Source organism: Nocardioides taihuensis, assembly GCF_042657275.1.
GTDB classification, from domain to species: Bacteria; Actinomycetota; Actinomycetes; order Propionibacteriales; family Nocardioidaceae; genus Nocardioides; species Nocardioides taihuensis.
The window spans coordinates 604,535-625,887 of the sequence record NZ_JBHSKD010000027.1 but is presented as its reverse complement, the minus strand read 5'-3'; the positions used below and the strand labels follow the sequence as shown (position 1 = coordinate 625,887).

Annotated in this window: 22 protein-coding genes and 2 tRNA genes; 15 read left to right on the top strand and 9 right to left on the bottom strand. The window is 74.0% G+C overall.

The features are described from left to right. The first annotated feature begins 52 nt into the window (after positions 1 to 52). Positions 53 to 124: transfer RNA gene (locus ACFPGP_RS20995), tRNA-Gln, on the top strand. A gap of 87 nt (positions 125 to 211) precedes the next feature. Then, a tRNA-Glu gene (locus ACFPGP_RS20990) sits at positions 212 to 287 on the top strand. A 226-nt stretch (positions 288 to 513) separates the two neighbouring features. On the opposite strand, the gene ACFPGP_RS20985 is transcribed toward ACFPGP_RS20990, so the two are convergent. Further along, complete coding sequence (locus ACFPGP_RS20985) at positions 514 to 1,326, bottom strand: GNAT family N-acetyltransferase (RefSeq protein WP_378593084.1); 813 nt, start codon at positions 1,324 to 1,326, stop codon at positions 514 to 516. 332 nt (positions 1,327 to 1,658) lie between these two features. Here ACFPGP_RS20985 and ACFPGP_RS20980 point away from each other — a divergent pair, with 332 nt between their 5' ends. From ACFPGP_RS20980 to ACFPGP_RS20970, 3 genes are all read left to right on the top strand, one after another. Continuing rightward, entirely contained in the window at positions 1,659 to 3,227 is a 1,569-nt protein-coding gene (locus ACFPGP_RS20980) for an AlkA N-terminal domain-containing protein (protein ID WP_378593082.1), read from the top strand. A 1-nt stretch (position 3,228) separates the two neighbouring features. Continuing rightward, complete coding sequence (locus ACFPGP_RS20975) at positions 3,229 to 3,711, top strand: methylated-DNA--[protein]-cysteine S-methyltransferase (protein WP_378593080.1); 483 nt, start codon at positions 3,229 to 3,231, stop codon at positions 3,709 to 3,711. A 231-nt stretch (positions 3,712 to 3,942) separates the two neighbouring features. Then, the gene (locus ACFPGP_RS20970; RefSeq protein WP_378593078.1) at positions 3,943 to 4,332 is read left to right on the top strand and encodes a hypothetical protein; all 390 of its coding nucleotides are present in this window, start codon (positions 3,943 to 3,945) and stop codon (positions 4,330 to 4,332) included. Between the two features lie 10 nt (positions 4,333 to 4,342). Here ACFPGP_RS20970 and ACFPGP_RS20965 read toward each other — a convergent pair whose 3' ends face one another. After that, positions 4,343 to 4,561 (bottom strand): CarD family transcriptional regulator, encoded by a 219-nt coding sequence (locus ACFPGP_RS20965; protein ID WP_378593076.1) that lies wholly within the window; start codon positions 4,559 to 4,561, stop codon positions 4,343 to 4,345. Positions 4,562 to 4,689: 128 nt separating this feature from the next. Here ACFPGP_RS20965 and ACFPGP_RS20960 point away from each other — a divergent pair, with 128 nt between their 5' ends. Then, the gene (locus tag ACFPGP_RS20960; RefSeq protein WP_378593074.1) at positions 4,690 to 5,640 is read left to right on the top strand and encodes a cation diffusion facilitator family transporter; all 951 of its coding nucleotides are present in this window, start codon (positions 4,690 to 4,692) and stop codon (positions 5,638 to 5,640) included. A gap of 10 nt (positions 5,641 to 5,650) precedes the next feature. Here the strand turns inward: ACFPGP_RS20960 and ACFPGP_RS20955 are convergent, their stop codons facing one another. Then, entirely contained in the window at positions 5,651 to 6,376 is a 726-nt protein-coding gene (locus tag ACFPGP_RS20955) for an IclR family transcriptional regulator (RefSeq protein ID WP_378593072.1), read from the bottom strand. A 116-nt stretch (positions 6,377 to 6,492) separates the two neighbouring features. Here ACFPGP_RS20955 and leuC point away from each other — a divergent pair, with 116 nt between their 5' ends. From leuC to ACFPGP_RS20940, 3 genes are all read left to right on the top strand, one after another. After that, positions 6,493 to 7,902, top strand: coding sequence for a 3-isopropylmalate dehydratase large subunit (gene leuC / locus ACFPGP_RS20950; protein WP_378593070.1), 1,410 nt, complete (start codon positions 6,493 to 6,495; stop codon positions 7,900 to 7,902). Then, positions 7,902 to 8,507 carry a 3-isopropylmalate dehydratase small subunit gene (gene leuD / locus ACFPGP_RS20945; protein WP_378593068.1) on the top strand — a complete coding sequence of 202 codons (606 nt, stop codon included), beginning with the start codon at positions 7,902 to 7,904 and terminating at the stop codon, positions 8,505 to 8,507. The genes leuC and leuD overlap by 1 nt, the downstream gene beginning before the upstream one ends. 339 nt (positions 8,508 to 8,846) lie before the next feature. After that, complete coding sequence (locus ACFPGP_RS20940; protein WP_378593067.1) at positions 8,847 to 9,479, top strand: HU family DNA-binding protein; 633 nt, start codon at positions 8,847 to 8,849, stop codon at positions 9,477 to 9,479. A 51-nt stretch (positions 9,480 to 9,530) separates the two neighbouring features. On the opposite strand, the gene cofC is transcribed toward ACFPGP_RS20940, so the two are convergent. Beyond that, positions 9,531 to 10,157 carry a 2-phospho-L-lactate guanylyltransferase gene (gene cofC / locus ACFPGP_RS20935; protein WP_378593065.1) on the bottom strand — a complete coding sequence of 209 codons (627 nt, stop codon included), beginning with the start codon at positions 10,155 to 10,157 and terminating at the stop codon, positions 9,531 to 9,533. A 139-nt stretch (positions 10,158 to 10,296) separates the two neighbouring features. On the opposite strand from cofC, the gene ACFPGP_RS20930 reads away from it, so the two are divergent. Further along, the gene (locus tag ACFPGP_RS20930) at positions 10,297 to 11,094 is read left to right on the top strand and encodes a lysophospholipid acyltransferase family protein (RefSeq protein ID WP_378593063.1); all 798 of its coding nucleotides are present in this window, start codon (positions 10,297 to 10,299) and stop codon (positions 11,092 to 11,094) included. Between the two features lie 7 nt (positions 11,095 to 11,101). After that, the gene (locus ACFPGP_RS20925; RefSeq protein ID WP_378593062.1) at positions 11,102 to 12,106 is read left to right on the top strand and encodes an NAD(P)H-dependent glycerol-3-phosphate dehydrogenase; all 1,005 of its coding nucleotides are present in this window, start codon (positions 11,102 to 11,104) and stop codon (positions 12,104 to 12,106) included. 88 nt (positions 12,107 to 12,194) lie between these two features. On the opposite strand, the gene ACFPGP_RS20920 is transcribed toward ACFPGP_RS20925, so the two are convergent. Then, the gene (locus tag ACFPGP_RS20920) at positions 12,195 to 13,298 is read right to left on the bottom strand and encodes a trans-sulfuration enzyme family protein (RefSeq protein ID WP_378593061.1); all 1,104 of its coding nucleotides are present in this window, start codon (positions 13,296 to 13,298) and stop codon (positions 12,195 to 12,197) included. Positions 13,299 to 13,355: 57 nt separating this feature from the next. Between ACFPGP_RS20920 and ACFPGP_RS20915 the strand changes: the two genes are divergently transcribed. After that, positions 13,356 to 14,477: a D-alanine--D-alanine ligase family protein gene (locus tag ACFPGP_RS20915; protein ID WP_378593060.1), complete on the top strand. Its 1,122-nt coding sequence runs from the start codon at positions 13,356 to 13,358 to the stop codon at positions 14,475 to 14,477. Here ACFPGP_RS20915 and ACFPGP_RS20910 read toward each other — a convergent pair. Continuing rightward, positions 14,440 to 15,573: an AAA family ATPase gene (locus ACFPGP_RS20910; protein WP_378593059.1), complete on the bottom strand. Its 1,134-nt coding sequence runs from the start codon at positions 15,571 to 15,573 to the stop codon at positions 14,440 to 14,442. The genes ACFPGP_RS20915 and ACFPGP_RS20910 overlap by 38 nt on opposite strands. A gap of 139 nt (positions 15,574 to 15,712) precedes the next feature. Here ACFPGP_RS20910 and ACFPGP_RS20905 point away from each other — a divergent pair, with 139 nt between their 5' ends. Further along, entirely contained in the window at positions 15,713 to 17,878 is a 2,166-nt protein-coding gene (locus tag ACFPGP_RS20905) for a hypothetical protein (RefSeq protein ID WP_378593058.1), read from the top strand. Positions 17,879 to 17,884: 6 nt separating this feature from the next. Here the strand turns inward: ACFPGP_RS20905 and ACFPGP_RS20900 are convergent, their stop codons facing one another. From ACFPGP_RS20900 to ACFPGP_RS20890, 3 genes are all read right to left on the bottom strand, one after another. Next, on the bottom strand, positions 17,885 to 18,694 hold the full coding sequence (locus ACFPGP_RS20900; protein WP_378593057.1) for an SDR family NAD(P)-dependent oxidoreductase: 810 nt from the start codon (positions 18,692 to 18,694) through the stop codon (positions 17,885 to 17,887). Further along, the gene (locus ACFPGP_RS20895; protein WP_378593575.1) at positions 18,687 to 19,154 is read right to left on the bottom strand and encodes a DUF3515 domain-containing protein; all 468 of its coding nucleotides are present in this window, start codon (positions 19,152 to 19,154) and stop codon (positions 18,687 to 18,689) included. The genes ACFPGP_RS20900 and ACFPGP_RS20895 overlap by 8 nt, the downstream gene beginning before the upstream one ends. Before the next feature lie 74 nt (positions 19,155 to 19,228). Continuing rightward, on the bottom strand, positions 19,229 to 19,465 hold the full coding sequence (locus ACFPGP_RS20890) for an Lrp/AsnC family transcriptional regulator (protein ID WP_378593056.1): 237 nt from the start codon (positions 19,463 to 19,465) through the stop codon (positions 19,229 to 19,231). 115 nt (positions 19,466 to 19,580) lie between these two features. On the opposite strand from ACFPGP_RS20890, the gene ACFPGP_RS20885 reads away from it, so the two are divergent. Next, positions 19,581 to 20,528 (top strand): thiamine-phosphate kinase, encoded by a 948-nt coding sequence (locus ACFPGP_RS20885; protein ID WP_378593055.1) that lies wholly within the window; start codon positions 19,581 to 19,583, stop codon positions 20,526 to 20,528. After that, positions 20,513 to 21,334, top strand: a complete 822-nt coding sequence (locus ACFPGP_RS20880; protein WP_378593054.1) for an LLM class flavin-dependent oxidoreductase — start codon at positions 20,513 to 20,515, stop codon at positions 21,332 to 21,334. The genes ACFPGP_RS20885 and ACFPGP_RS20880 overlap by 16 nt, the downstream gene beginning before the upstream one ends. Positions 21,335 to 21,353: the final 19 nt, after the last annotated feature.

The following is a 21,353-nucleotide window of genomic DNA, read 5'->3' as shown; positions in this document are numbered from 1 at the left end:
CCCCGGTCCGCCAGAGGTGCTCACGAGCAGCTCGCGAGCGGTCCGAACCCCTTGGGATATGGTGTAATTGGCAGCACGACTGGTTCTGGTCCAGTTAGTCTAGGTTCGAGTCCTAGTATCCCAGCGAGTCCCGGTCCATCGGTTCGAGAAGGCCGGGATTTGGTGCGAAAGAAGCGGTGTCGCTAGGCTTTCGCCCGCTGTTGAAGGACATGCCCCCGTTGTGTAGCGGCCTAGCACGCCGCCCTCTCAAGGCGGTAGCGCCGGTTCGAATCCGGTCGGGGGTACCAATGCAAGAAGGGCCCAGGTCTCGCGCGTAGCGCGGACCGGGGCCCTTCTTGCATTGGTGAGACGAGACCGGATGGAGGCGACCCGTCCGAAACCGACGCGAGCGGAGCGAGGGTTGGGCTTCGGACGGGTCGGCGAGGTGTCCACGGCGGCGGAGCCGGCAGCGGACCAGAGGAGCGCCGCGAGCGCAGCGAGCAGGCGCGGCGGCGAGCAGCCGCAGCCGCGACCTCAGGCACCCCGCCGGGCGTCGAGCACGTACGGCGTCGTGTCGGCCACGTGCCGCAGACCCAGCCGGGTCAGGATCGGTCGCGAGTCGGGCGTGGTGTCGAGGCGCATGAACCGGAAGCCGCGGTCGCGGGCCAGCTGCGCCCGGTAGGCGACGGTGGCGCGGTAGAGGCCCTTGCGCCGCCACTGCGGCAGCGTCGAGCCGCCCCACATGCTGGCGAAGTCGGTGCCGGGCGAGTAGCGCAGCCAGGCGGCACACAGCACCGGCCCCTCGGGTGACTCCTCGACGACGACCACGTCGAGCGCCTCGGGATCGGCGCGCATCTCCCGGGTCAGCGCGCCGTCGTCGCGGCCGGGTCCCCAGATGGTCCTCATCAGCTCGTCCACCCGGCCCAGGTCGTGGTCGCTGTCGACCTGGCGCAGCTGGACGCCCGGCGGCAGCTCCACGTCGTGGATCAGCCCCTCCACCTCCCCCAGCAGGAGCGCCTCCCGGTCCTCCGCCACGAAGCCGGCGCGGGCCAGCCGCTCGGTGAGGTCGGCGGGCTCGTCGTAGGAGTAGGTCTTCCACTCGACCTCCTCGCCGCGACCGGTGAAGAAGTCGACCTGGCGTCGGATCCAGTGGTCGGGGTCGTCGCCGAGGCCGCGCGGGGACTCGATCATGCAGTACGACGTGCCCGGCTCCTGCGGGTAGCGGCGGGCCACCGGCCCATCGGTGTCGCGCACGATGCCGGGGGCCGGCTCGTCCTCGCGGCCGCTGAGCCGGATCTGGCGGTGGAAGGCGTCGAGGAGCTCGGCGTCGGTCAGTTCGGTGGTCATCGGTCCGGAGCGAACCACCCCGCCCGCGGCCGCCGCAAGTGGATTGGTGCGGTGCGCCGGACGGGTCGAGGGTGATCCCGGCTGTGGCGGCGCGGGTCGCCTGCCCGGGCTCGTGCCATGGGACCTGGCGACCTGGCCGTGACGGAGATCTGGGTGAGCGAGCACTACTGGCCGGGCCTGGCGGTGGAGCTCGTGACCGCGCAGGCACAGCGTCTCGCACGGATCGCAGGACGTGCAGGGGGCGCTCGTCGTCGTCGGGCGCGGCGGCCGTCGGTGCGGTGTGGCTGCTGTGGGGGCAGGGCCGGGGCGGGGACCTCGCCCGAGGCAGGGCCGTGTCCGATTCCCGCCAGATGTGGTCGGTGTCCTCCGGCATGATGGTCGCCATGACCCCTCTCGACCACGAGTCCTGCTACCGGGCGGTGAAGGCGCGCGACCGCCGCTTCGACGGGGTCTTCTACACCGCGGTCCGCACCACCGGCATCTACTGCCGCCCGTCGTGCCCGGCGCGCACGCCCGCGCCGGCCAACGTCTCCTTCCACCCGAGTGCCGCGTCCGCCCAGGGCGCCGGCTACCGCGCCTGCAAGCGCTGCCTGCCCGACGCCACGCCCGGCAGCCCCGACTGGGACGTCGCGGCCGACGTCGCCGGTCGCGCGATGCGGCTGATCTCCGACGGCGTGGTCGACCGCGAGGGCGTCCCGGGCCTGGCCGCCCACCTCGGCTACACCCCGCGCCACCTCACCCGCCTGCTCACCGCCGAGCTCGGCGCCGGGCCCCTCGCCCTGGCCCGCGCCCGCCGCGCGCAGACCGCCCGCGTGCTGATCGAGACCACCGACCTCACCTACGCCGACGTGGCATTCGCCGCGGGCTTCTCCAGCGTGCGGCAGTTCAACGACACCGTGCGCGAGGTCTACGCGACGACGCCGTCCGAGCTGCGGGGGCACCGCTCCGCCGAGGGACCGGGGGCCGCGGGCACCTCGATCACCATGCGCCTCGCGGTCCGCACGCCGTACGCCGCCGACGCGCTGCTCGACTTCCTCGCCCACCACGTGGTGCCGGGCGTCGAGGCGGTCGGCCCCGGCTGGTACGCGCGCACGCTCGACCTGCCCCACGGCCCCGGCACGGTCCGGCTCGACCTCGCCGCGGCGCAGTCGACGACCCCGGGGGAGACGGCGTTCGTCCCGGCGACGTTCGAGCTGACCGACCTGCGCGACACCACGGCCGCGGTCGAGCGGGCCCGCCGGCTCCTCGACGCCGACTGCGACCCGGTGGCGGTCGACGCCCACTTCGCGGGCGACCCCGTCGTCGGCCCGCTCGTGCGCCGCCACCCCGGCCTGCGCGTCCCCGGGCAGGTCGACGGCGACGAGGTCGCGGTGCGCACGGTCCTCGGCCAGCAGGTCAGCGTCGCCGGTGCGCGCACCGTCGCCGGCCGGCTGGTCGCCGCGCACGGCCGTCCGGTGGGCTCGGCGGTCCCCGGGCTGACCCACCTGTTCCCCGACGCAGCCACGCTCGCGGATGTCGACCCGGAGGCGCTGCCGATGCCGCGGGCCCGCGGCCGGGCGCTGGTCGCCCTGGCCGAGCGCCTCGCCGACGGCTCGATCGCCCTCGACCGCGGCCGCGACCGCGCCGCCGTCCGCGACGCCCTGCTCGCGCTGCCCGGCATCGGCCCCTGGACCGCCGACTACGTCGCCATGCGCGCGCTCGGCCACCCCGACGTGTTCCTGCCCACCGACCTCGGTGTCCGCAACGCGCTCGTCGGTCTCGGCCACGACCCCGCTCTGGTCGTCGCGGCCGCCGAGGAGTGGTCCCCGTGGCGCTCCTACGCCCTCCTGCACCTGTGGCAGACCCTGATGCCCCCCGTCCCGGCGGCCGAGCCGCCGCCCGCCCGACCCGAGGAGACCTGACATGTGGACCGTGATGGACAGCCCCGTCGGCGAGCTGCGGCTCGTCGAGCACGGCGGTGCGATCACCGCCATCGAGTTCGCGCCGTTCCGCCCCAGCGTCGACGGTCGACCACTCGGCCAGCGCGACGACGACCACCCGCTGCTGCGCGAGTGCCGCAGCCAGCTCGAGGCCTACTTCGCCCGCGAGCTCAAGGAGTTCGACCTCCCGCTCGCGCCGCACGGCTCGGCCTTCCAGCAGCGCGTGTGGGACGCGCTGCTCGGCATCGGGTACGGCGAGACCGCGTCCTACGGCCAGATCGCCCACCGGCTCGGCATGACCAACGCCGCCTCGCGGGCCGTCGGCCTGGCCAACGGGCGCAACCCGATCCCGATCGTGATCCCGTGCCACCGGGTGATCGGTGCCGACGGCACGCTGACCGGCTACGCCGGCGGGCTCGAGCGCAAGCAGCTGCTGCTCGGCCTCGAGCAGGACGCGCTGTTCTGAGCGCCGTCCCCGAGGCCGTCTGGTACGCCGGCTACGGCTCCAACCTCGACCCCGAGCGGTTCGGCCGCTACCTCACCGGCGGCCGGCCGGACGGCGCGACCCGCGCCTACTCCGGTGCCCGCGAGCCCGGTCCGCCGCTCGACGCGCGGCCGGTCACGCTGCCGGGCAGCCTGGCCTTCGCGTGGGAGTCGCCGACCTTGGGGCGGCGGCATCGCCTTCCACGACCCCGACGTGCCCGGCGAGACCCTGGCCGCGGCGTACCTCGTGACCCCGCGGCAGCTCGCCGACGTGCTCGAGCAGGAGATGTGGCGCGAGCCCGGCGCCGACCACGACCTCACCGCCGTGCTGACCAGGCGGCGGCTCGCGGTCGGGCTCGGCCGCTACGAGACGCTCCACCGGGCCGGCGAGCTCGACGGCCGGCCGGTGCTGACCTTCAGCGCGCCCGACGTGGCGGCGCTGGGACTGAGCCCGCCCGCGGCGCCGTACGTCGCGACGATCGCGCGCGGTCTGCGTCGCACGCACGGGCTCGACGACGCCGCGATCGTCGACTACGTGCTCGGGTGCCCGGGCGTGACGCCCGGCTGGACGGACGCGAGCCTCGCCGAGGCCGTCGCGCCCTGAACCGGTGGGCCTACAGCTTGCCCATCTTGGCGTAGGGGCTCGTCACGCGAACCACCTTCGGGCGGAAGTCGACCGTCACGGCGCCGGCCTCCACGCCGACGACACGGCCCACGCCGTGGGTGTCGTGCGAGACCAGCTCGCCGACCTCGAACTCCTCGATGACGGGCTCGGGGTCGGGCTGGAACGGACTGCTGGCGAGACGTCGGGGGCGTGCAGGTGTGGTTGCCATCACCACCAGTATGCGCCTCGAACGCGCAAGAAGTGGAATGTCTGTGCCACACGCGTTCGCGCAGGGTTGCGCGGGCCGCTCACGGGGAACAACGGAGCAGTCCCGCCCCCGACCCCGAAGGCGACTCCATGGCCGAGCACGACGAGTCCACCGGCACCGTGCTGCTGGCCGGTGGCGCCAACCTCGCGATCGCGGTGGCGAAGCTGATCGGTGGACTGATCTCCGGGTCGGCGGCGATGCTCGCCGAGGCGGCGCACTCCTTCGCGGACACGCTCAACCAGGTGTTCCTGCTGACCGCGCTGCGCCGCAGCCAGAAGCCGGCGGACGCCCAGCACCCCTTCGGGTACGGCATGGAGCGCTACTTCTGGTCGCTGCTGGCCGCGGTCGGCATCTTCGTGCTCGGCGCGGGCTACTCGATCATGGAGGGTGTGCGGGCGGTGCTCGAGCCCGAGGAGCTCGGCACCCTGACCATCAGCTACGTCGTGCTCGGCATGTCGTTCGTCTTCGAGGGCATCTCGTGGCTCAAGGCGGTGCGGCAGCTCGGCCGCGAGGCCGACGAGCACGGCCGCGGCTTCTTCCACCACCTGCGGGTCACGCCCGACCCCACGGCCAAGACCGTCGCCTTCGAGGACACCGCCGCGCTGGTCGGCATCGTGCTCGCGGCCCTCGGCATCTTCCTGCACAGCACGACGGGGCAGGGCTGGTGGGACGGCCTCGCGTCGATCTCGATCGGTCTCCTGCTCGTCGTGGTCGCGTGGTCGCTGGGCCAGCAGAACAAGAGCGCCCTGATCGGCCAGGCGCTCCCGGAGGAGACCCAGGTCGAGCTGCGGCAGACGATCCTCGACTCCCCGGGCATCGACAGCGTCGTCGAGCTGATGACCATGCGGATGGCGCCCGACGAGGTGATCGTCGCGGCGCGGGTCGACCTCGACGACAGCGCCACCGTCGACGAGCTCGAGCAGGCCGCCGACGAGGTCGAGCGCCGTCTCCGCCAGGCGCACCCCGAGGTGCGTCACGTCTTCCTCGACCCGACCGACGAGCCGGACGAGCCGGACGTCCGCGTCGGGGTGGACGGGTAGCTGCTCCCGCCTACTCTGCCGCGGCGGCCCGCCGCAGCGACTCCGAGAGGCGCTCGGCGGCCGCCAGCACGGCGGGGGCGTGCATCCGGCCGGGCTGGCGCGAGAGCCGCTCGAGCGGCCCGGAGACCGACACGGCGGCGATGATCTTGCCCCCGGGGGAGCGGACCGGTGCGGACACCGAGGCGACGCCCTGCTCGCGCTCGCCGACGCTCTGCGCCCAGCCGCGGCGGCGGATGCCGGACAGCGCGGCGGCCGAGAAGGCGGCGTTCTGCAGGCCGCGGTGCATGCGCTCGGGGTCCTCCCACGCGAGCAGCACCTGGGCCGCCGAGCCCGCCCGCATGGTCAGCTGGCTGCCGACGGGGATCGTGTCGCGCAGGCCGCTGGGGCGCTCGGCGGCGGCCACGCAGACGCGGACCTCGCCCTGGCGGCGCCACAGCTGGGCCGACTCGCCCGTGATGTCGCGCAGCCGGGCCAGCACCGGGCCGGCGGTGGCCAGCAGGCGGTCCTCGCCGGCGGCCGCCGACAGCTCGGCCAGCCGCGGGCCGAGCACGAAACGGCCCTGCATGTCACGGGCCACCAGGCGGTGGTGCTCGAGCGCCACGGCCAAGCGGTGCGCCGTGGGGCGGGCCAGGCCCGTGCCGGAGACCAGGCCCGCGAGGGTCGCCGGGCCGGACTCGAGGGCGGTGAGGACCAGGGCGGCCTTGTCGAGGACGCCGACTCCGCTGGTGTTGTCCATATGGCAATACTGCCGTCTCAGATCATGGGATGCAACCGCTACGGTGTGTGACGTGGCCCGGACGCGGCCACGACCGGTCTGCCGCCGGTCCGCAGGGAGTCGCGAGGGAGGTCGCCATGGGCAGGACCCTGGCCGAGAAGGTCTGGGACGAGCACGTCGTGCGCGCGGGGGAGGACGGCGGCCCCGACCTCCTCTACATCGACCTGCACCTCATCCACGAGGTGACCTCGCCCCAGGCGTTCGACGGGCTGCGCCTCGCCGGCCGCCGCGTGCGGCGTCCGGACCTGACGCTCGCGACCGAGGACCACAACGTCCCGACGCTCGACTGGGACAAGCCGATCGCCGACCCGGTGAGCCGCACGCAGGTCGAGACCCTGCGCCGCAACGCCGAGGAGTTCGGCGTCCGGCTGCACCCGCTCGGCGACGTCGAGCAGGGCATCGTGCACGTCGTCGGCCCGCAGCTCGGCCTGACACAGCCCGGCATGACCATCGTCTGCGGCGACAGCCACACCAGCACCCACGGCGCCTTCGGCGCGATCGCCTTCGGCATCGGCACCTCCGAGGTCGAGCACGTGCTGGCCACCCAGACGCTGCCGCAGGCCCGGCCCCGGACCATGGCGGTCACCGTCGAGGGCAGCCTGCCCCCGGGCGTCACCGCCAAGGACCTCGTGCTCACCCTGATCGCGCACACCGGCACGGGCGGTGGCCAGGGCTACATCGTGGAGTACCGCGGACCCGCCATCGAGGAGCTCTCGATGGAGGCGCGGATGACGATCTGCAACATGTCGATCGAGTGGGGCGCCAAGGCCGGGCTGATCGCCCCCGACCAGACGACGTTCGACTACCTCGAGGGCCGCCCCGAGGCCCCGCGGGGCGAGGCGTGGGTCGAGGCCGTGGAGCACTGGCGCAGCCTGGTGACCGACGAGGACGCCGAGTTCGACGAGGAGATCGTCCTCGACGCCTCGACCATGACGCCGTTCGTGACCTGGGGCACGAACCCCGGTCAGGGCGTACCGCTGGGCGGCCGGGTCCCGAGCCCGGAGGACTACGACGACGCGAACGACCGCATGGCGACCGAGAAGGCCCTGGCCTACATGGGTCTCGAGGCCGGCACCCCGATGCGCGACATCGCCGTCGACACCGTCTTCGTCGGCTCGTGCACCAACGGCCGGATCGAGGACCTGCGCGCCGCCGCCGCTGTCGTGAAGGGCCGCAAGGTCGCCGACGGCACGCGGTTGCTCGTCGTCCCCGGCTCGGTGCGGGTGCGGCTGCAGGCCGAGCAGGAGGGCCTCGACGTCGTCTTCAAGGAGGCCGGCGCCGAGTGGCGGGGCGCGGGTTGCTCGATGTGCCTGGGCATGAACCCCGACCAGCTCGCGCCGGGCGAGCGCAGCGCGTCGACGTCCAACCGCAACTTCGAGGGCCGCCAGGGCAAGGGCGGTCGCACCCACCTCGTGTCGGTGCCGGTCGCCGCGGCGACCGCGATCCGCGGCACCCTGTCGTCCCCCGCCGACCTCGAGGAGAAGTGATGGACGCCTTCACCACGCACACCGGCGTCGGCGTCCCGCTGCGGCGCAGCAACGTCGACACCGACCAGATCATCCCGGCGGTCTACCTCAAGCGGGTCACCCGCACCGGCTTCGAGGACGGCCTGTTCGCCGCGTGGCGCGGCGACCCCGACTTCGTGCTCAACCGCCCCGAGTACGCCGCCGGGTCGGTGCTCGTCGCCGGACCCGACTTCGGCACGGGCTCCTCGCGCGAGCACGCCGTCTGGGCGCTGCAGAACTACGGCTTCCGCGTCGTGATCTCCCCGCGCTTCGGCGACATCTTCCGCGGCAACTCCGGCAAGGCGGGGCTGCTGGCGGCGCAGGTCGACGAGAAGGTCGTGCAGCGGCTCTGGGACCATCTCGAGTCCAACCCGGGTGCCACGGTCACCGTCGACCTCGAGTCGCGCACGGTGCGTGCGGGTGAGGGGCCGGGCGCCGTCGAGGACTCCTTCGACATCGACGACTACACGCGCTGGCGGCTGCTGCAGGGGCTCGACGACATCGGTCTGACCCTCGGGCACGAGGCCGACATCGCGACGTTCGAGGCGAGCAGGCCCGCCTGGAAGCCGGTCACGCAGAGAAGCTAGGCGATCGCCCCGCGACGACCTGAGCAGGATCATCTCCGTGCCCACGCTGTCGACGTCCTCGACTGACGTGGCGTGGCGTCGACAGGCCGGAATTCCCTTGTCTGCAAGGGGATTCCGGCATGTCCCGGGCATTCCACATGGCCCTTCAGAAGGGTCGGGAACGGCGAATTGGCCCGTCCTGAGCGGGTTCCGGGCCCGGAGGAATGTGTCTGTACCGCGAAGAAATGCTGTGCGTGTTTCGGCGTGGTCATTGTGGGTTGGCCGCGAAACTCCTAACTTTCCTAGGGAATCGTCGAGCTAGGGGCTCGACGCCGAGCGTTCAAGAGGGATGGGAAGTCCGTGAACAAGTCACAGCTGATCGACGCGCTGTCAGCGCGTTTCGAGGGGAACAAGAAGGCCGCGGCACATGCGCTCGACGCCGTGCTCGACACGATCACCCGCGAGGTCGCCAAGGGGGAGAAGGTCGCGATCACCGGCTTCGGCTCCTTCGAGAAGCGCGTCCGCGAGGCCCGTTGGGTCCGCAACCCGCAGACCGGGGCGCGCATGAAGGCGAAGAAGACGGCGGTGCCGAAGTTCAGCCCCGGCCAGGACCTGAAGAACGTCGTCTCGGGTGCCAAGAAGCTGCCGAAGCTGACGGTCGCTGCGGCGGCCCCGGCCGCCAAGAAGGCGACTGCGGCGGCCAAGAAGACGACCGCCAAGAAGACCACGACGGCCAAGGCTCCGGCCAAGAAGGCGCCGGCGAAGAAGGCGCCGGCCAAGAAGGCTCCTGCGACGAAGGCGGCTCCGGCCAAGAAGGCCCCGGCCAAGAAGACGACCGCGGCTGCCAAGAAGGCGCCGGCCAAGAAGACCACGACGGCGAAGAAGGCGCCCGCCAAGAAGACGCCGGCCAAGAAGGCCCCGGCCAAGAAGACCGCCGCCAAGAAGGCGCCGGCCAAGAAGGCTCCGGCGAAGAAGACGGCCAAGAAGGCCTGACCGCGCCACAGCTCCACCGGTGAGGGTGGGTCGCCTCCGGGCGGCCCACCCTCACTGCTGTGCTGGGAGGACCGCCCGGGTGCGTGCGCCGAGCCCCAGGGCCGTCGCCCGGGCCAGGTCGTCGAGATCGTCGACGTCCTGCCGCAGGCTCGCCAGCTCGCCGGGCACCTCGGCGGCGCCGACCGCGAGGTGGGCCGCGCGCGAGCCCGGCCCGAAGTGCGGGTCGAAGTCGTCGTACGGCGCGGCGTACAGGGTGGTGCCGGTGCCGGCGGCGTCCGCGACGAACGCGGGTGCCGATCCCGGGAGCGCGGCCAGCGCCCGGCCCAGGTCGTCGGGGCGCAGCGCGGGGAGGTCGGCGCACAGCGCGACCGGGTGGAGTCCGGGCCACCGGCGCCGGGCCTCGGCCACGGCCTGCCGCAGGCTCCCGTTGAGGTCGCCGGTGACGCCGTCAGGCACGACGGCGCAGCCCGCGGCCGCGAGACGCACGGCGAAGGCCGCGTCGTCCGTGACCGCCAGCACCTGCGCCACGACGGGCGTGTCCAGGCACGCGGACACGGTGTCGAGGGCGAAGGCAGCAGCGAGGTCGCGGCGTTGCTCCTCGGTCAGCCCGACCAGCCGCGACTTGCCGTGCGCGGGTGGCTTCACCGGCACCACGACGACGTGCTCGAACGACTCCATCACCCGCGATCCTCGCAGGCCCGCGGACCGCGCGGCCACGGTGTCGCGTCGCGGGCCGGACACGGTCGCCGACCGAGTAACCTGCACTCCGACGCAGGGCGCGTCAGGCCGCTCGCGGCCCGTCACCACCAGGAGCGGCGTGACCGTCAGGAAGCTGCACCAGCCGCGGGGCTGGGCCTTCGGCCTCGGGGTCGTGATCCTCAAGCCCACGCTGCTTGCTGCGACGTCGCGCACCTGGATCGACGGGGAGAAGATCCCGGCCACGGGCGGCTGCCTGGTCGTGCTCAACCACATCTCGCACCTCGACCCGCTGTTCGCCGCACACTTCCTCTACGACCACGGCCGGCTGCCCCGCTACCTCGCGAAGTCGGGGCTGTTCTCCAACAAGGCGCTCGGCACCTTCCTGTCGGCGGCGGGCCAGATCCCGGTCGAGCGTCTGTCGCGCTCCGCGGCCGGTGCGTACGACGCCGCCGTGGCGGCGGTCCGGTCCGGTGAGTGCGTGGTGGTCTACCCCGAGGGCACGCTGACCCGCGACCCGGGGATGTGGCCGATGACCGGCAAGACGGGTGCGGCCCGGATCGCGCTCGAGACCAGCTGTCCCGTGATTCCCGTCGGCCAGTGGGGGGCGCACGAGGTGCTGCCGCCCTACGCCCCGCGCCCCGACCTGCTGCCCCGCAAGAACGTCACGATGAAGGCCGGCGACCCGGTCTCGCTCGACGACCTGCGCGCGGAGCCGCGCACGCCCGAGGTGCTGGCCGAGGGTACCGAGCGGATCATGGACGCGATCACGGCGATCGTCGCCGAGCTGCGCGGCGAGGAGCCGCCGGCCCAGCGCTTCGACGCCAAGCAGGCGGGCGTGAAGCCGACCGGCAACCCGTACGAGGACGCGCACGAGAAGAAGCACGAGAAGCACGAGAAGAGGAAGGGGCGGCGGTGATCGGCCGATGAGCGGCAAGGTCGCGGTCTTCAGCGCCGGGTCGTGGGGCACGGCGTTCTCGATCGTGCTCGCCGACGCCGGCAACGACATCGTCCTCTGGGCGCGGCGCGAGGAGCTCGCGAAGTCGATCAACGAGAACCGCGAGAACCCCGACTACCAGCCCGGCATCGAGCTGCCGGCGCGGGTCTCGGCCACCCACGACGTCGAGCAGGCGCTCGCCGGCGCCGACCTCGTCGTGCTGGCCACGCCGTCGCAGACGCTGCGCCAGAACCTCACCGGGTGGGCGCCGTACGTCGAGCGCGACGCCGTCCTCGTCTCGCTGATGAAGGGGGTCGAGCTCGGCACCCTCGAGCGCATGAGCGAGGTGATCGCCCAGGTCACCGGCGCCGGCCCGGAACGGATCGCGGTGGTCAGCGGCCCCAACCTCTCGCCCGAGATCGCCCGCCGCGAGCCGGCCGCCTCCGTCGTCGCGTGCGCCGACGAGGACGTCGCGCGGATGCTGCAGAAGCGCTGCCACTCACCGGCCTTCCGGCCCTACACCAGCACCGACGTGCTCGGCTGCGAGCTCGGCGGCGCCTACAAGAACGTCGTCGGGCTCGCGGTCGGCATGGCGGTGGGGCTCGGCTTCGGCGACAACACCACCGCGTCCGTGATCACCCGCGGCCTCGCCGAGACCGCTCGGCTCGCCACCGCCCTCGGCGCCAACCCCCTGACGCTGATGGGCCTCGCCGGCCTCGGTGACCTCGTCGCCACCTGCTCCTCGCCGCTGTCGCGCAACCGCAGCTTCGGCGAGAAGCTCGGCCAGGGCATGACGACCGAGGAGATCCTGGCCAGCACCCGGCAGGTGGCCGAGGGCGCCAAGTCGTGCGCCTCGCTGCACGAGCTCGCGATGCGCACCGGCATCGACGCCCCGATCGCCGAGCACGTCACCGAGGTCGTCGCCGGCCAGATCACCGCCCGCGACATGATGAGCTCCTTCATCGCCCGCGACACCAAGGCCGAGACCGACTGAGCCCGGGCTCCGCGCCTGCGTCATACGTTCCGGCGGTCAGGACCGGCGAACCGTATGACGCTACGAGTACGGCGGGCCGGCGTGGCCGCTACGCCAGGTCGTCGAGGGCGGAGCTGAGGTCGGCCCAGAGGTCCTCGACGTCCTCGATGCCGACCGACATCCGCACCAGGCCCTCGGGGATCGTGGTCGGCTCGGTCTTCCAGCGGCGGCGTCGCTCGAAGGTCGACTCGACCCCGCCGAGCGAGGTCGCGTGCACCCACAGGCGGGTCTTGTGGGTGAGCAGGTCGGCCGCCATCGCCCCCTGCGCGAGCACGATCGAGATGATCCCGCCGAAGCCCGGGTAGCGGAGCTCGGCCAGCGCCGGGTGCCCCTCGAGGCGGCGCACCAGCTCCTGGGCGTTGGCCTGGGCACGCTCGACCCGCAGGTGCAGGGTGCGCAGGCCGCGCAGCGCGAGCCAGGCCTCCATCGTGCCGGGGATCGCGCCGACGAGGTCGCGGCGACCCTTGAGCACGGTGTGCAGCTCGTCGTCGCGGGTGACCACGGCGCCGATCACGGCGTCGCTGTGGCCGGCGAGGTACTTGGTCGCCGAGTGGAGCACCAGGTCGGCGCCGAGATCCAGCGGCTGCTGGAGCAGGGGGGTGGCGAAGGTGTTGTCGACGACGACGTACGCGCCGGCGTCGTGCGCGGCCGCGATCAGCCGGGGCAGGTCGGCGACCTCGAGCGCCGGGTTGGTCGGTGACTCGATCCAGAGCAGGGCGGCGTCGTCGAGCTCGGCGATCACGGCGTCGGTGTCCGCGATGTCGACCAGCACCGCGGTGACCCGGCCGCGGGCCTCGAGGTCGGCGAGCTGGCCGATGCTGCCGAGGTAGGCGTGCCGCGGGGCCACGACCTTGCTGCCCAGCCCGACGAGGTCGAGCAGCGTCGACACGGCCGCGAGGCCGGAGGAGAAGGCGAGGCAGCGGCCGCCCTCGAGGGCGCCGAGGGCCTCCTCGAAGGCCGTCCACGTGGGGTTGGTGTAGCGGCCGTACTCGAGGTCGCCGCCCGCGACGTACACCGACGCCATGGTCAGCGGCGCGTTGAGCGGCGCGTCGGGCTCGTGCGCCGGACGGCCGGCGGTGACGGCGACGGTGGCCGGCCGGCGCTGGCCTGGGGTGTCGGCGGTCTCCGCGGTCGGGGGGTTCTCCTCGGGCATGGTGCGAGCCTAGGGGGAGCCCCGCACGGCGCCGCAGGGCCGCTAGGGTCGTGGACGATGAACGAGCCACGACGCAAGCCCCGGGTCGCCGTCGTCTTCGGGGGCCGCTCCAGCGAGCACGCCATCTCCTGCATCACCGCCGGCAGCGTGCTGCGCGCGATCGACCGCGAGGCGTACGACGTCGTCCCGGTCGGCATCGCGACCGACGGTCGCTGGGTCCTGGAGGCCGACGACCCGGAGCGCCTCGCGCTCGGCGGCAGCGGCGAGCTGCCCGCCGTCGACGGCGAGCGGGCCGCGATCGTGCTCTCGCCCGACCGCGAGCACACCGACCTGGTCGTCAGCGAGCCCTCGGAGCCACCGCGCACGCTCGGCGAGGTCGACGTGGTCTTCCCGCTGCTGCACGGCCCGTGGGGCGAGGACGGCACCCTGCAGGGCATGCTCGAGATGGCCGGTGTCCGCTACGTCGGCTCGGGCGTGCTCGCCTCGGCGGTCAGCATGGACAAGGCGTACATGAAGGTCGTGCTCGCCGCCGCCGGGCTGCCGGTGCTGCCGTCGGTCACCGTGACCCGCCACGACTGGGAGCGCGACCAGCTCGGCTGCCAGGCGCGTGCCGAGCAGATCGGCTACCCGCTGTTCGTGAAGCCCGCGCGCGGCGGCTCGAGCATCGGCATCTCCAAGGCCCACGACGCCTCCGAGCTGGCGGGGTGCCTCGAGGAGGCCTTCCGGCACGACCCGAAGGCGCTGCTGGAGACGTTCGCCGACGGCGCCCGCGAGGTCGAGTGCGGGGTGCTGCAGTCGCTGGACGGACCGCCGGAGACCAGCGTGCCGGCCGAGATCAGGATCGGCGGCGACCACGAGTTCTACGACTTCGAGGCCAAGTACCTCCCCGAGCAGCACACGGAGCTCGACGTCCCCGCCGACCTCCCGGAGGAGGTCGCCAAGGAGCTGCGCACGCTCGCGGCCCGGGCCTTCGAGGCGGTCGGCTGCGAGGGCCTGGCCCGGGTCGACTTCTTCGTCATGCCCGACGGCTCGCTGGTGGTCAACGAGCTCAACACCATGCCCGGCTTCACGCCGACATCGATGTTCCCGCTGATGTGGGAGGCCACGGGGCTCGACTACCCGGCGCTGGTCGACCGGCTCGTCAAGCTCGCCCTGGCGCGCGACACCGGGCTGCGCTGAGCACGGCCGCGCCGGCCTCGTCCACGGTCAGGTCGCTGGTGTCGAGGTCGGTCACGTCCGGGTGGGGGAGCGTGGCCTCCTGGGTGCGCAGGGAGCGGCGGACGACGTCGTCGACCTCGTACCCGGGGAGCCCGACGAGGTGGTCGCCCGCCAGCCGGGCGCCCTCGCCGCGGGCCCGCGCCCTCACCCGCTCCGCGACGGCCCCGGGGCCGGCCGCCAGGCGCACCGCGGTCAGCGGCGTGCCCTCCAGCACGCGCTCGTAGTCCGCGACGAGGTCGAGGTCGTCGACCACGCCGTTGAGGAACAGCATCCGCGCACCCGCCCGGCGGAAGACCGGCCAGACCGCTCCGGTGGTCGCGGCCTGCAGCCGGTGGTCGACGGGGCCCCCGGCCGGGCCGAGGAAGCCGAGCTGGCGGAGGTCGACGAACGCCGTCGGCACCGTGCCCTCCCACGTCGACGCGAACGCCGACCAGGCGACCGTCGACTTGCCCACCGCCTCGGCGCCGGTCACGAGCACGGCCCGGGTGCCGTCGAGCCCCGGGAGGTCGTCGGGCCGGGCCTCGCGCGGCCGGAGCGGCACGAACCGGGCCCGGTCGAGCACCTCGGCGGCGACCCGGTCCGGCGGCCCCTCGGGTACGACGACCGGGTGCGGCAGGGCCGCTTCCTCCAGGTCGCGGGCCTCGGCCTCGACGTCCGCCCAGTCCTCGGCGTCCGCCCCGCGCGCCGCCATCCGCCGCCGGAGCTCGGGCAGCGCCACGGCCAGGCGCACGAACCCCAGGTCGTGGGCCGCGAGCCAGACGTCGTACTCACCCAGCAGCCCGGGGTCGAGCACGCCGGAGACCACCAGCGTGGTCGCGCCGTGCGCGGCGTACACAGGAGCGACCGCCGCCAGCGCCCGCGCCTTGAGCCGGTGCGCCCACGCCCACTCGTCCTCGCCGTCGGGCGCCGGCACGAGCATGCCGAGCTGGTCGATGTCGACGTACGCCGTCGGCTCGCCCGGTGCGAGCCGCTCGAGCACCTGCCACGCCGTCGTCGACTTCCCGACCCCCGCCGGTCCGTGAACCCACAGCACCCGCACCGTCGCAGCGTCGCCCACGGAACCTGCAGCGGCAACCTGTTTCCGGACGCTCGTGACCAAGTCCTCTGGCCACGCGGGACGTCCGGCCGCCACGGTGAAGGTAGTCCGGCGGCCGGTCCCGGGCGGTCGCGCGCATCGAGGAGGACGGAGCGCGCTCATGACGACGACATCCCCCGCCACCCCGCGCCGCCCGCGCAGGGCGGTCGCAGCCCTGGTGGCTGCCGGATCCCTCCTCGTCGCGGCCCTGGCCACGCTTCCCGGTGGAGGTCCGGCGCTCGCAGACGGTCGCGGCGACGAGGGAGTGGTTCGGCGCCCGGGCACGCCTGCCATGAAGTGGGGTCCGGTCAGCCCGGTCTCGCCCGGCGGTGAGACGGTCGGCGGAGCACCCGCCGTGTCGGACGACATGCGGGGCGACGTCGCCGTCGTCTGGTTGGGGTGGGACGGCGCGAGCTGGCGGGTGCGGTACAGCGAGCACCACCCCCGTTCGCCGTGGACCGACCCCGTGTGGGTGTCGCCCGCGGGACAGGACGCCGTCGACCCCCAGGTGTTCTCGCAACGTGCCCTCGCGCGTGGCGGTGGACCGGTGCGTCTCGTCACCTGGCTGTCCGAGGAGGGCGGTCATGCGGTCGTCCGCGCGTCGGTCAGGGGTGACGAGCGGCGCTGGTCGCGCCCCACGACCGTCTCGGACCCGGCCAAGGACGCCGCCGACGCCACCCCCATGGTGCTCGGCGGGGCACCTGTGGTCTTCTACCGCAGCCGCGGCGCGAGCTGGCGGCTGGAGCAGGCCGTGCTCGACCTGCAGGCGGTCGTGACCGAGCGGCTCCACCTCTCGCCGGCAGGCGCGGAGGTGCACGACTTCGCGGTCACGGGGCGCGGTCGCAATGACAACTTCCGGCTCGCCTTCAGCGAGTGGGACGGCACCTACTTCCGCGCTCGCTGGTACGACGTGCAGTGGTGGCGGGCCCTGGTCGCGCAGGACCAGCCACACACCGTGACCGGGTACGACGAGGACATGTTCACCCCGGTCGTCCGCGGCGGAGCCCTGACCTGGACCAACGTGGTCGACGGCGTGACCCGGTTGCGCGGCGATGCCGGATGGGCGGGCGAGCCCGGCCCGGCGCCGCCCGAGACACTGTCGGCGCCGGGCAGCGACGTCACCGACGTGCGGGGCGACGATCCCGCGACGCGGGTGTGGCTGGAGTCGTCCGGCGGCGTCCACCGCCTCGTGATGAGCGTGGCGTCCGGCGGCGGCTGGGGACCCGCGCGCTACCTCTCGCCGGCCGGCGTCGACGCGACGGCCGCCGTGGTGCGGCTGACGTCCAAGGCCTGGGGCGTGCGCCAGGTCACGTGGGCCGAGCAACGGGCGGACGGGAGCGAGGGCTGGTCGGTCGTGACCATGCCGACGAGCGGCTACGGCGACACCGCGCTGCCCACCCAGCGGCTCGACATCTCCGGGCAGCCCCTCGCGATCACCGCGTCGGCGCCCTCGCTGCGTCGTCCCAGCTGGGCCGTCGTCTGGCAGGGCGACGACGGTGGCGTGCACGCCGTCGGCCTGGACCCCTGGCTGCCCTCGGCGGTGGTGGGCGTACACCCACGGTTGGCACGCCGGCAGGCTCCGCGCCAGGTCGCCGTCACGCTCCGACCGCGCGACAGCTGGGTGCCTGCGAGGAGCTACCAGCTGCGTGAGTGGGTCTCACCCGACTACGCGCCGACCGAGGACCACGTCACGAGGACCGTCGAAGTCGGATCTCGCGACACCGTGCGCCTGTCGTTGGTCCGTGACAGCTTCCGCCCGGGTCATCGCTACTGCTACCAGGCGCGGGAGACCGATGCCACGGGCGTCACGGGACGCTGGGAGGGCGGCTCCTGGCAGTGCCTCGAGCTGCCGTACGACGACCGGGCCTTCGACGCGTCCCCGGGATGGCACCGCATCACCGGACCCCGCTTCTACGGCGGCAGCGCGTTGGTGACCACTGATCGCGGTGCGACGCTCAGCTTCGACCGGCAGCAGGGCTACTTCGGTCGGATCGAGTTCCTCGCCGCACGCGGACCCGGTGCCGGGGCGATCAAGGTCACCGGTGCCGAGTCCTACCCAGGAGACGCGACGAAGCCCGTCTCGCTGGCCCAGTCGAAGCGCCGGCCGGCCTCGCTCGTCCGGTGGTTCTACTCGCACAACTTGTTCTTCACCGACGAGCCGGTCCGTGTCCGGGTGGTCACCTCGGGGCGCCGCGTGGTGATCGACGGGATCGTGTTCGCCCAGCTGCCGAAACCGTGCTGGATAGGCGAGCAGGAGGGGTGGGGCGACAGCTGCTGGCCCGACTGACCGGCGTCAGCGCAGTGCGCGCTCCTCGGCGACGCTGTTGCCGCCGTCGACGACGAGGCACTGCCCGGTGACGTACGACGCGCCGGGGGAGGCGAGCCAGGCGACGGCGGCGGCGACCTCGTCGGGCGTGCCGCTGCGGCCGACGGGGGTGGTCTCGCCCTCGAGCACCTCGTGGGCGGTCTGCGAGGAGGTGGCGATCCAGCCCGGGGCGACGGCGTTCGCGGTGATGCCGCCGTCGGCGAGGTCGACGGCGAGCCCGCGGACCAGCCCGACCACGCCGGCCTTGCTCGCGGCGTACGCGACGTCGGCGCGCATGCCCATGACGGGGCCGGTGACACTGGCGACCATCACGACCCGGCCCCAGCCGCCGCGGCGCAGGTGCGGGACGGCGGCGCGGGTGACCAGGAAGGCGGTGTCGAGGTTGCGGCGCAGCGAGGCCTGCCAGGTCGCCAGCGGCATCTCCTCGACCGATCCCTCCTGGTAGGACGGGTCGCTGGCCGAGGTCATGCCGGCGTTGTTGACCACCACGTCGAGCCGCCCCCAGCGGGTGACGGCGGTGCCGACGAGGTCGGCGGCGGCCTCGGGCGCGGTCAGGTCGCCGACCACGCCGGCCGCCTCGACGCCGAGCGCCTCCAGCGCGGCGACGCGCTGGAAGACCCGGTCGGTCGTCGCACCCAGCACCACCCGGGCGCCGAGGCGTCCGAGGTGGGCCGCGCACGCGACGCCGATGCCGTCCGGGCTGCCGGCGCCGGTCACCACGGCGACGCGGCCGGTGAGGTCGAGGGACGGGGGCAGGGAGGGAGCGGGGTCAGCCACAGCGGTCCACCTTCTCGAGGTCGTCCTTGACGGGATCGGCCAGCTCGACCAGCGCGGTCGAGGACGTCGGGCCGCGCAGGTCGGCGGGCACGAGCAGCGAGACCCGCGGCCGGGTGCCGATCGTGGTCATCAGCACGTCGCCCCCGGGGTCGTCGAGCTGCTCGGGCGGTACGAACCAGTCCACGCCGTCCACCACCTGGCAGCTGGCGAACTCGTCGAGCCCGGCGGGCTCCGCGACGCCGCAGGTCAGCACCAGCGCCGGGTCGCCCCACGCCGCGGCGGGCGCGGAGCCGGGCGACACCTCGCGCGCCTCCTGGCCGGCCAGCGTGGCGGGGAGGTCGTCGAGCAGCGACGCGCACGCCGCGGCGTCGGCGCCCGCGAGGTCGGGCGCCTCGACCTCGACCGGTCCACCACCGTCGCCCCCGTCGCCACCGCCGCAGCCGACGAGCGCGGGGCCCAGCAGGACGGCCAGGGCGCAACCGACAGCGCCCCGGACCCAGCCGGGTCCGGGGCGCCGTACGACGTCGTGCGTGCTCAGATGTGCACCACCGGGCAGGTCAACGTCCGGGTGATCCCCTCGAGGTTCTGCACCTTCGAGACCACCAGCTTGCCGAGCTCGTCGACGTTGCGCGCCTCGGCGCGCACGATCACGTCGTAGGGGCCGGTGACGTCCTCGGCGAGCGTGACGCCCTTGACCTGCGCGATCTCGCGGGCCACCTCGGCGGCCTTGCCGACATCGGTCTGGATCAGGATGTACGCCTGGACGACCATCGTTCGCTCCTCAGTGCTGCGGACAGGTACCGCGGTCAACCTACCCGGTCCCCGGGGCGCGCCGTAACCCGTGCCCGCCGCCCGGGACGCCCAGGCATCTGGTGGGATGGACCGCATGGCGTTCCCCCCCGACGCGACCCTGTCCGACGCCGGCGAGTTTGGGCTGATCGGCGCGCTCACCGCGCTGTTCGACCAGCCCGAGGACGTGCTCGTCGGGCCGGGCGACGACGCCGCGGTGCTGCGGGTCCGCAGCGGGCACGTGGTGGTCTCGACCGACCTGATGGTCGAGGGGCGCCACTTCCGTCGCGACTGGGCCTCTGCCGAGGACGTCGGCCACCGCGCCGCGGCCCAGAACCTCTCCGACGTCAACGCGATGGGCGGGCGGGCGACGGCGCTCACGATCGGCCTCGCGGCGCCCGCGGACCTGCCGGCGCAGTGGGCGCTCGACCTCGCCCGCGGCTTCGCCGACGAGTGCCGCCCGCTCGGCGCCACCGTCGTCGGCGGTGACCTGGCCCGCGCCGACGAGGTGGTGATCGCCGTGACCGTGCTCGGCGCCTGCACGGTCGCGCCCGTGCTGCGCTCGGGGGCCCGACCCGGCGACGTGCTCGCGCTGTGCGGCCGGCAGGGCTGGGCCGCGGGCGGGCTGGCGGTCCTCGGCCGGGGCTTCCGGTCGCCGCGGGTGCTGGTCGAGGCCTACCGCCGCCCCGACCCGCCGTATGACGCCGGGCGGATCGCCGCCGAGGCCGGCGCCACCGCGATGATCGACGTCTCCGACGGGCTGGTCGCCGACGCCGGGCACCTCGCCGCCGACTCCGGCGTCGCGATCGACGTCCGTACCGCCGGCTTCGAGGTGCCCGAGCCGCTGCAGGCGGTGGGGGCCGCCCTGGGCGCCGACCCCCTCCAGTTCATCCTGGGCGGCGGCGACGACCACGCCCTGCTCGCGACGTTCGCCGAGGCCGACGTGCCCGAGGGCTGGCAGGTGATCGGCGCCGTCGCCGACGGCGAGGGCGTCACGGTCGACGGAGCGCCCTACGAGGGCCCGAGCGGATGGACCCACTTCTGATGGCGCGCCCCGGCACCGTCGGCGTCGTCTTCCGCCCGCAGCAGCCGCCCGAGGACCTCGCGGGGGTGGTCCGCGACGTCGATGCCGCGGGCGTGCCCGAGCTGTGGCTCTGGGAGGACTGCTTCCTCGAGGGCGGTCTCACCACCGCAGCGGCCGCGCTGGCGTCCTCGACGCGCGTGAGGGTCGGCGTCGGCCTGCTGCCGGTGCCGCTGCGCAACCCGGCCCTCGTCGCGATGGAGGTGGCCACGCTCGGACGGATGTTCCCGGGCCGGTTCACCGCCACCCTCGGCCACGGGGTGGGCGACTGGATGACCCAGGTCGGCGCCGGGGTCACCTCCCCGATGACGCTGCTGCGCGAGCACGCCGACGCCGTCCGCGCCCTGCTCGACGGCGAGCACGTGACGGCCACCAGACGCTACGTCCGCCTCGACGACGTCGCCCTGGACTGGCCGCCGCCGCAGCGCCCCACGCTGCTGGTCGGCGCGCGTGGCCCGCGGACCATCGCGCTGGCCGGCGAGGTCGCCGACGGCGTGCTCCTCGACTCGGTCACCGACCCCGAGACCGTACGACGGGCCCGCGGCATCGCCGACGACGCCCGGGCCGCCGCGGGCCGGGGTGGCCCGGCGCTGGTCACGGCGTACACCGAGCTCGACCCGGCCGCCGACCACCTGTCCGAGCGGGTCGCGGAGCGCGTGGCGAGCCTGCACGAGGCGGGCGCCGACACGGTCGTGCTGCAGGGGACGGGCGAGCGGCCCGACCCGCGCCCGCTGGTCACCGCTCTCTCGGACGCCGGCCTCCTGCCCTGAGCCCGAAATGACGCTGACC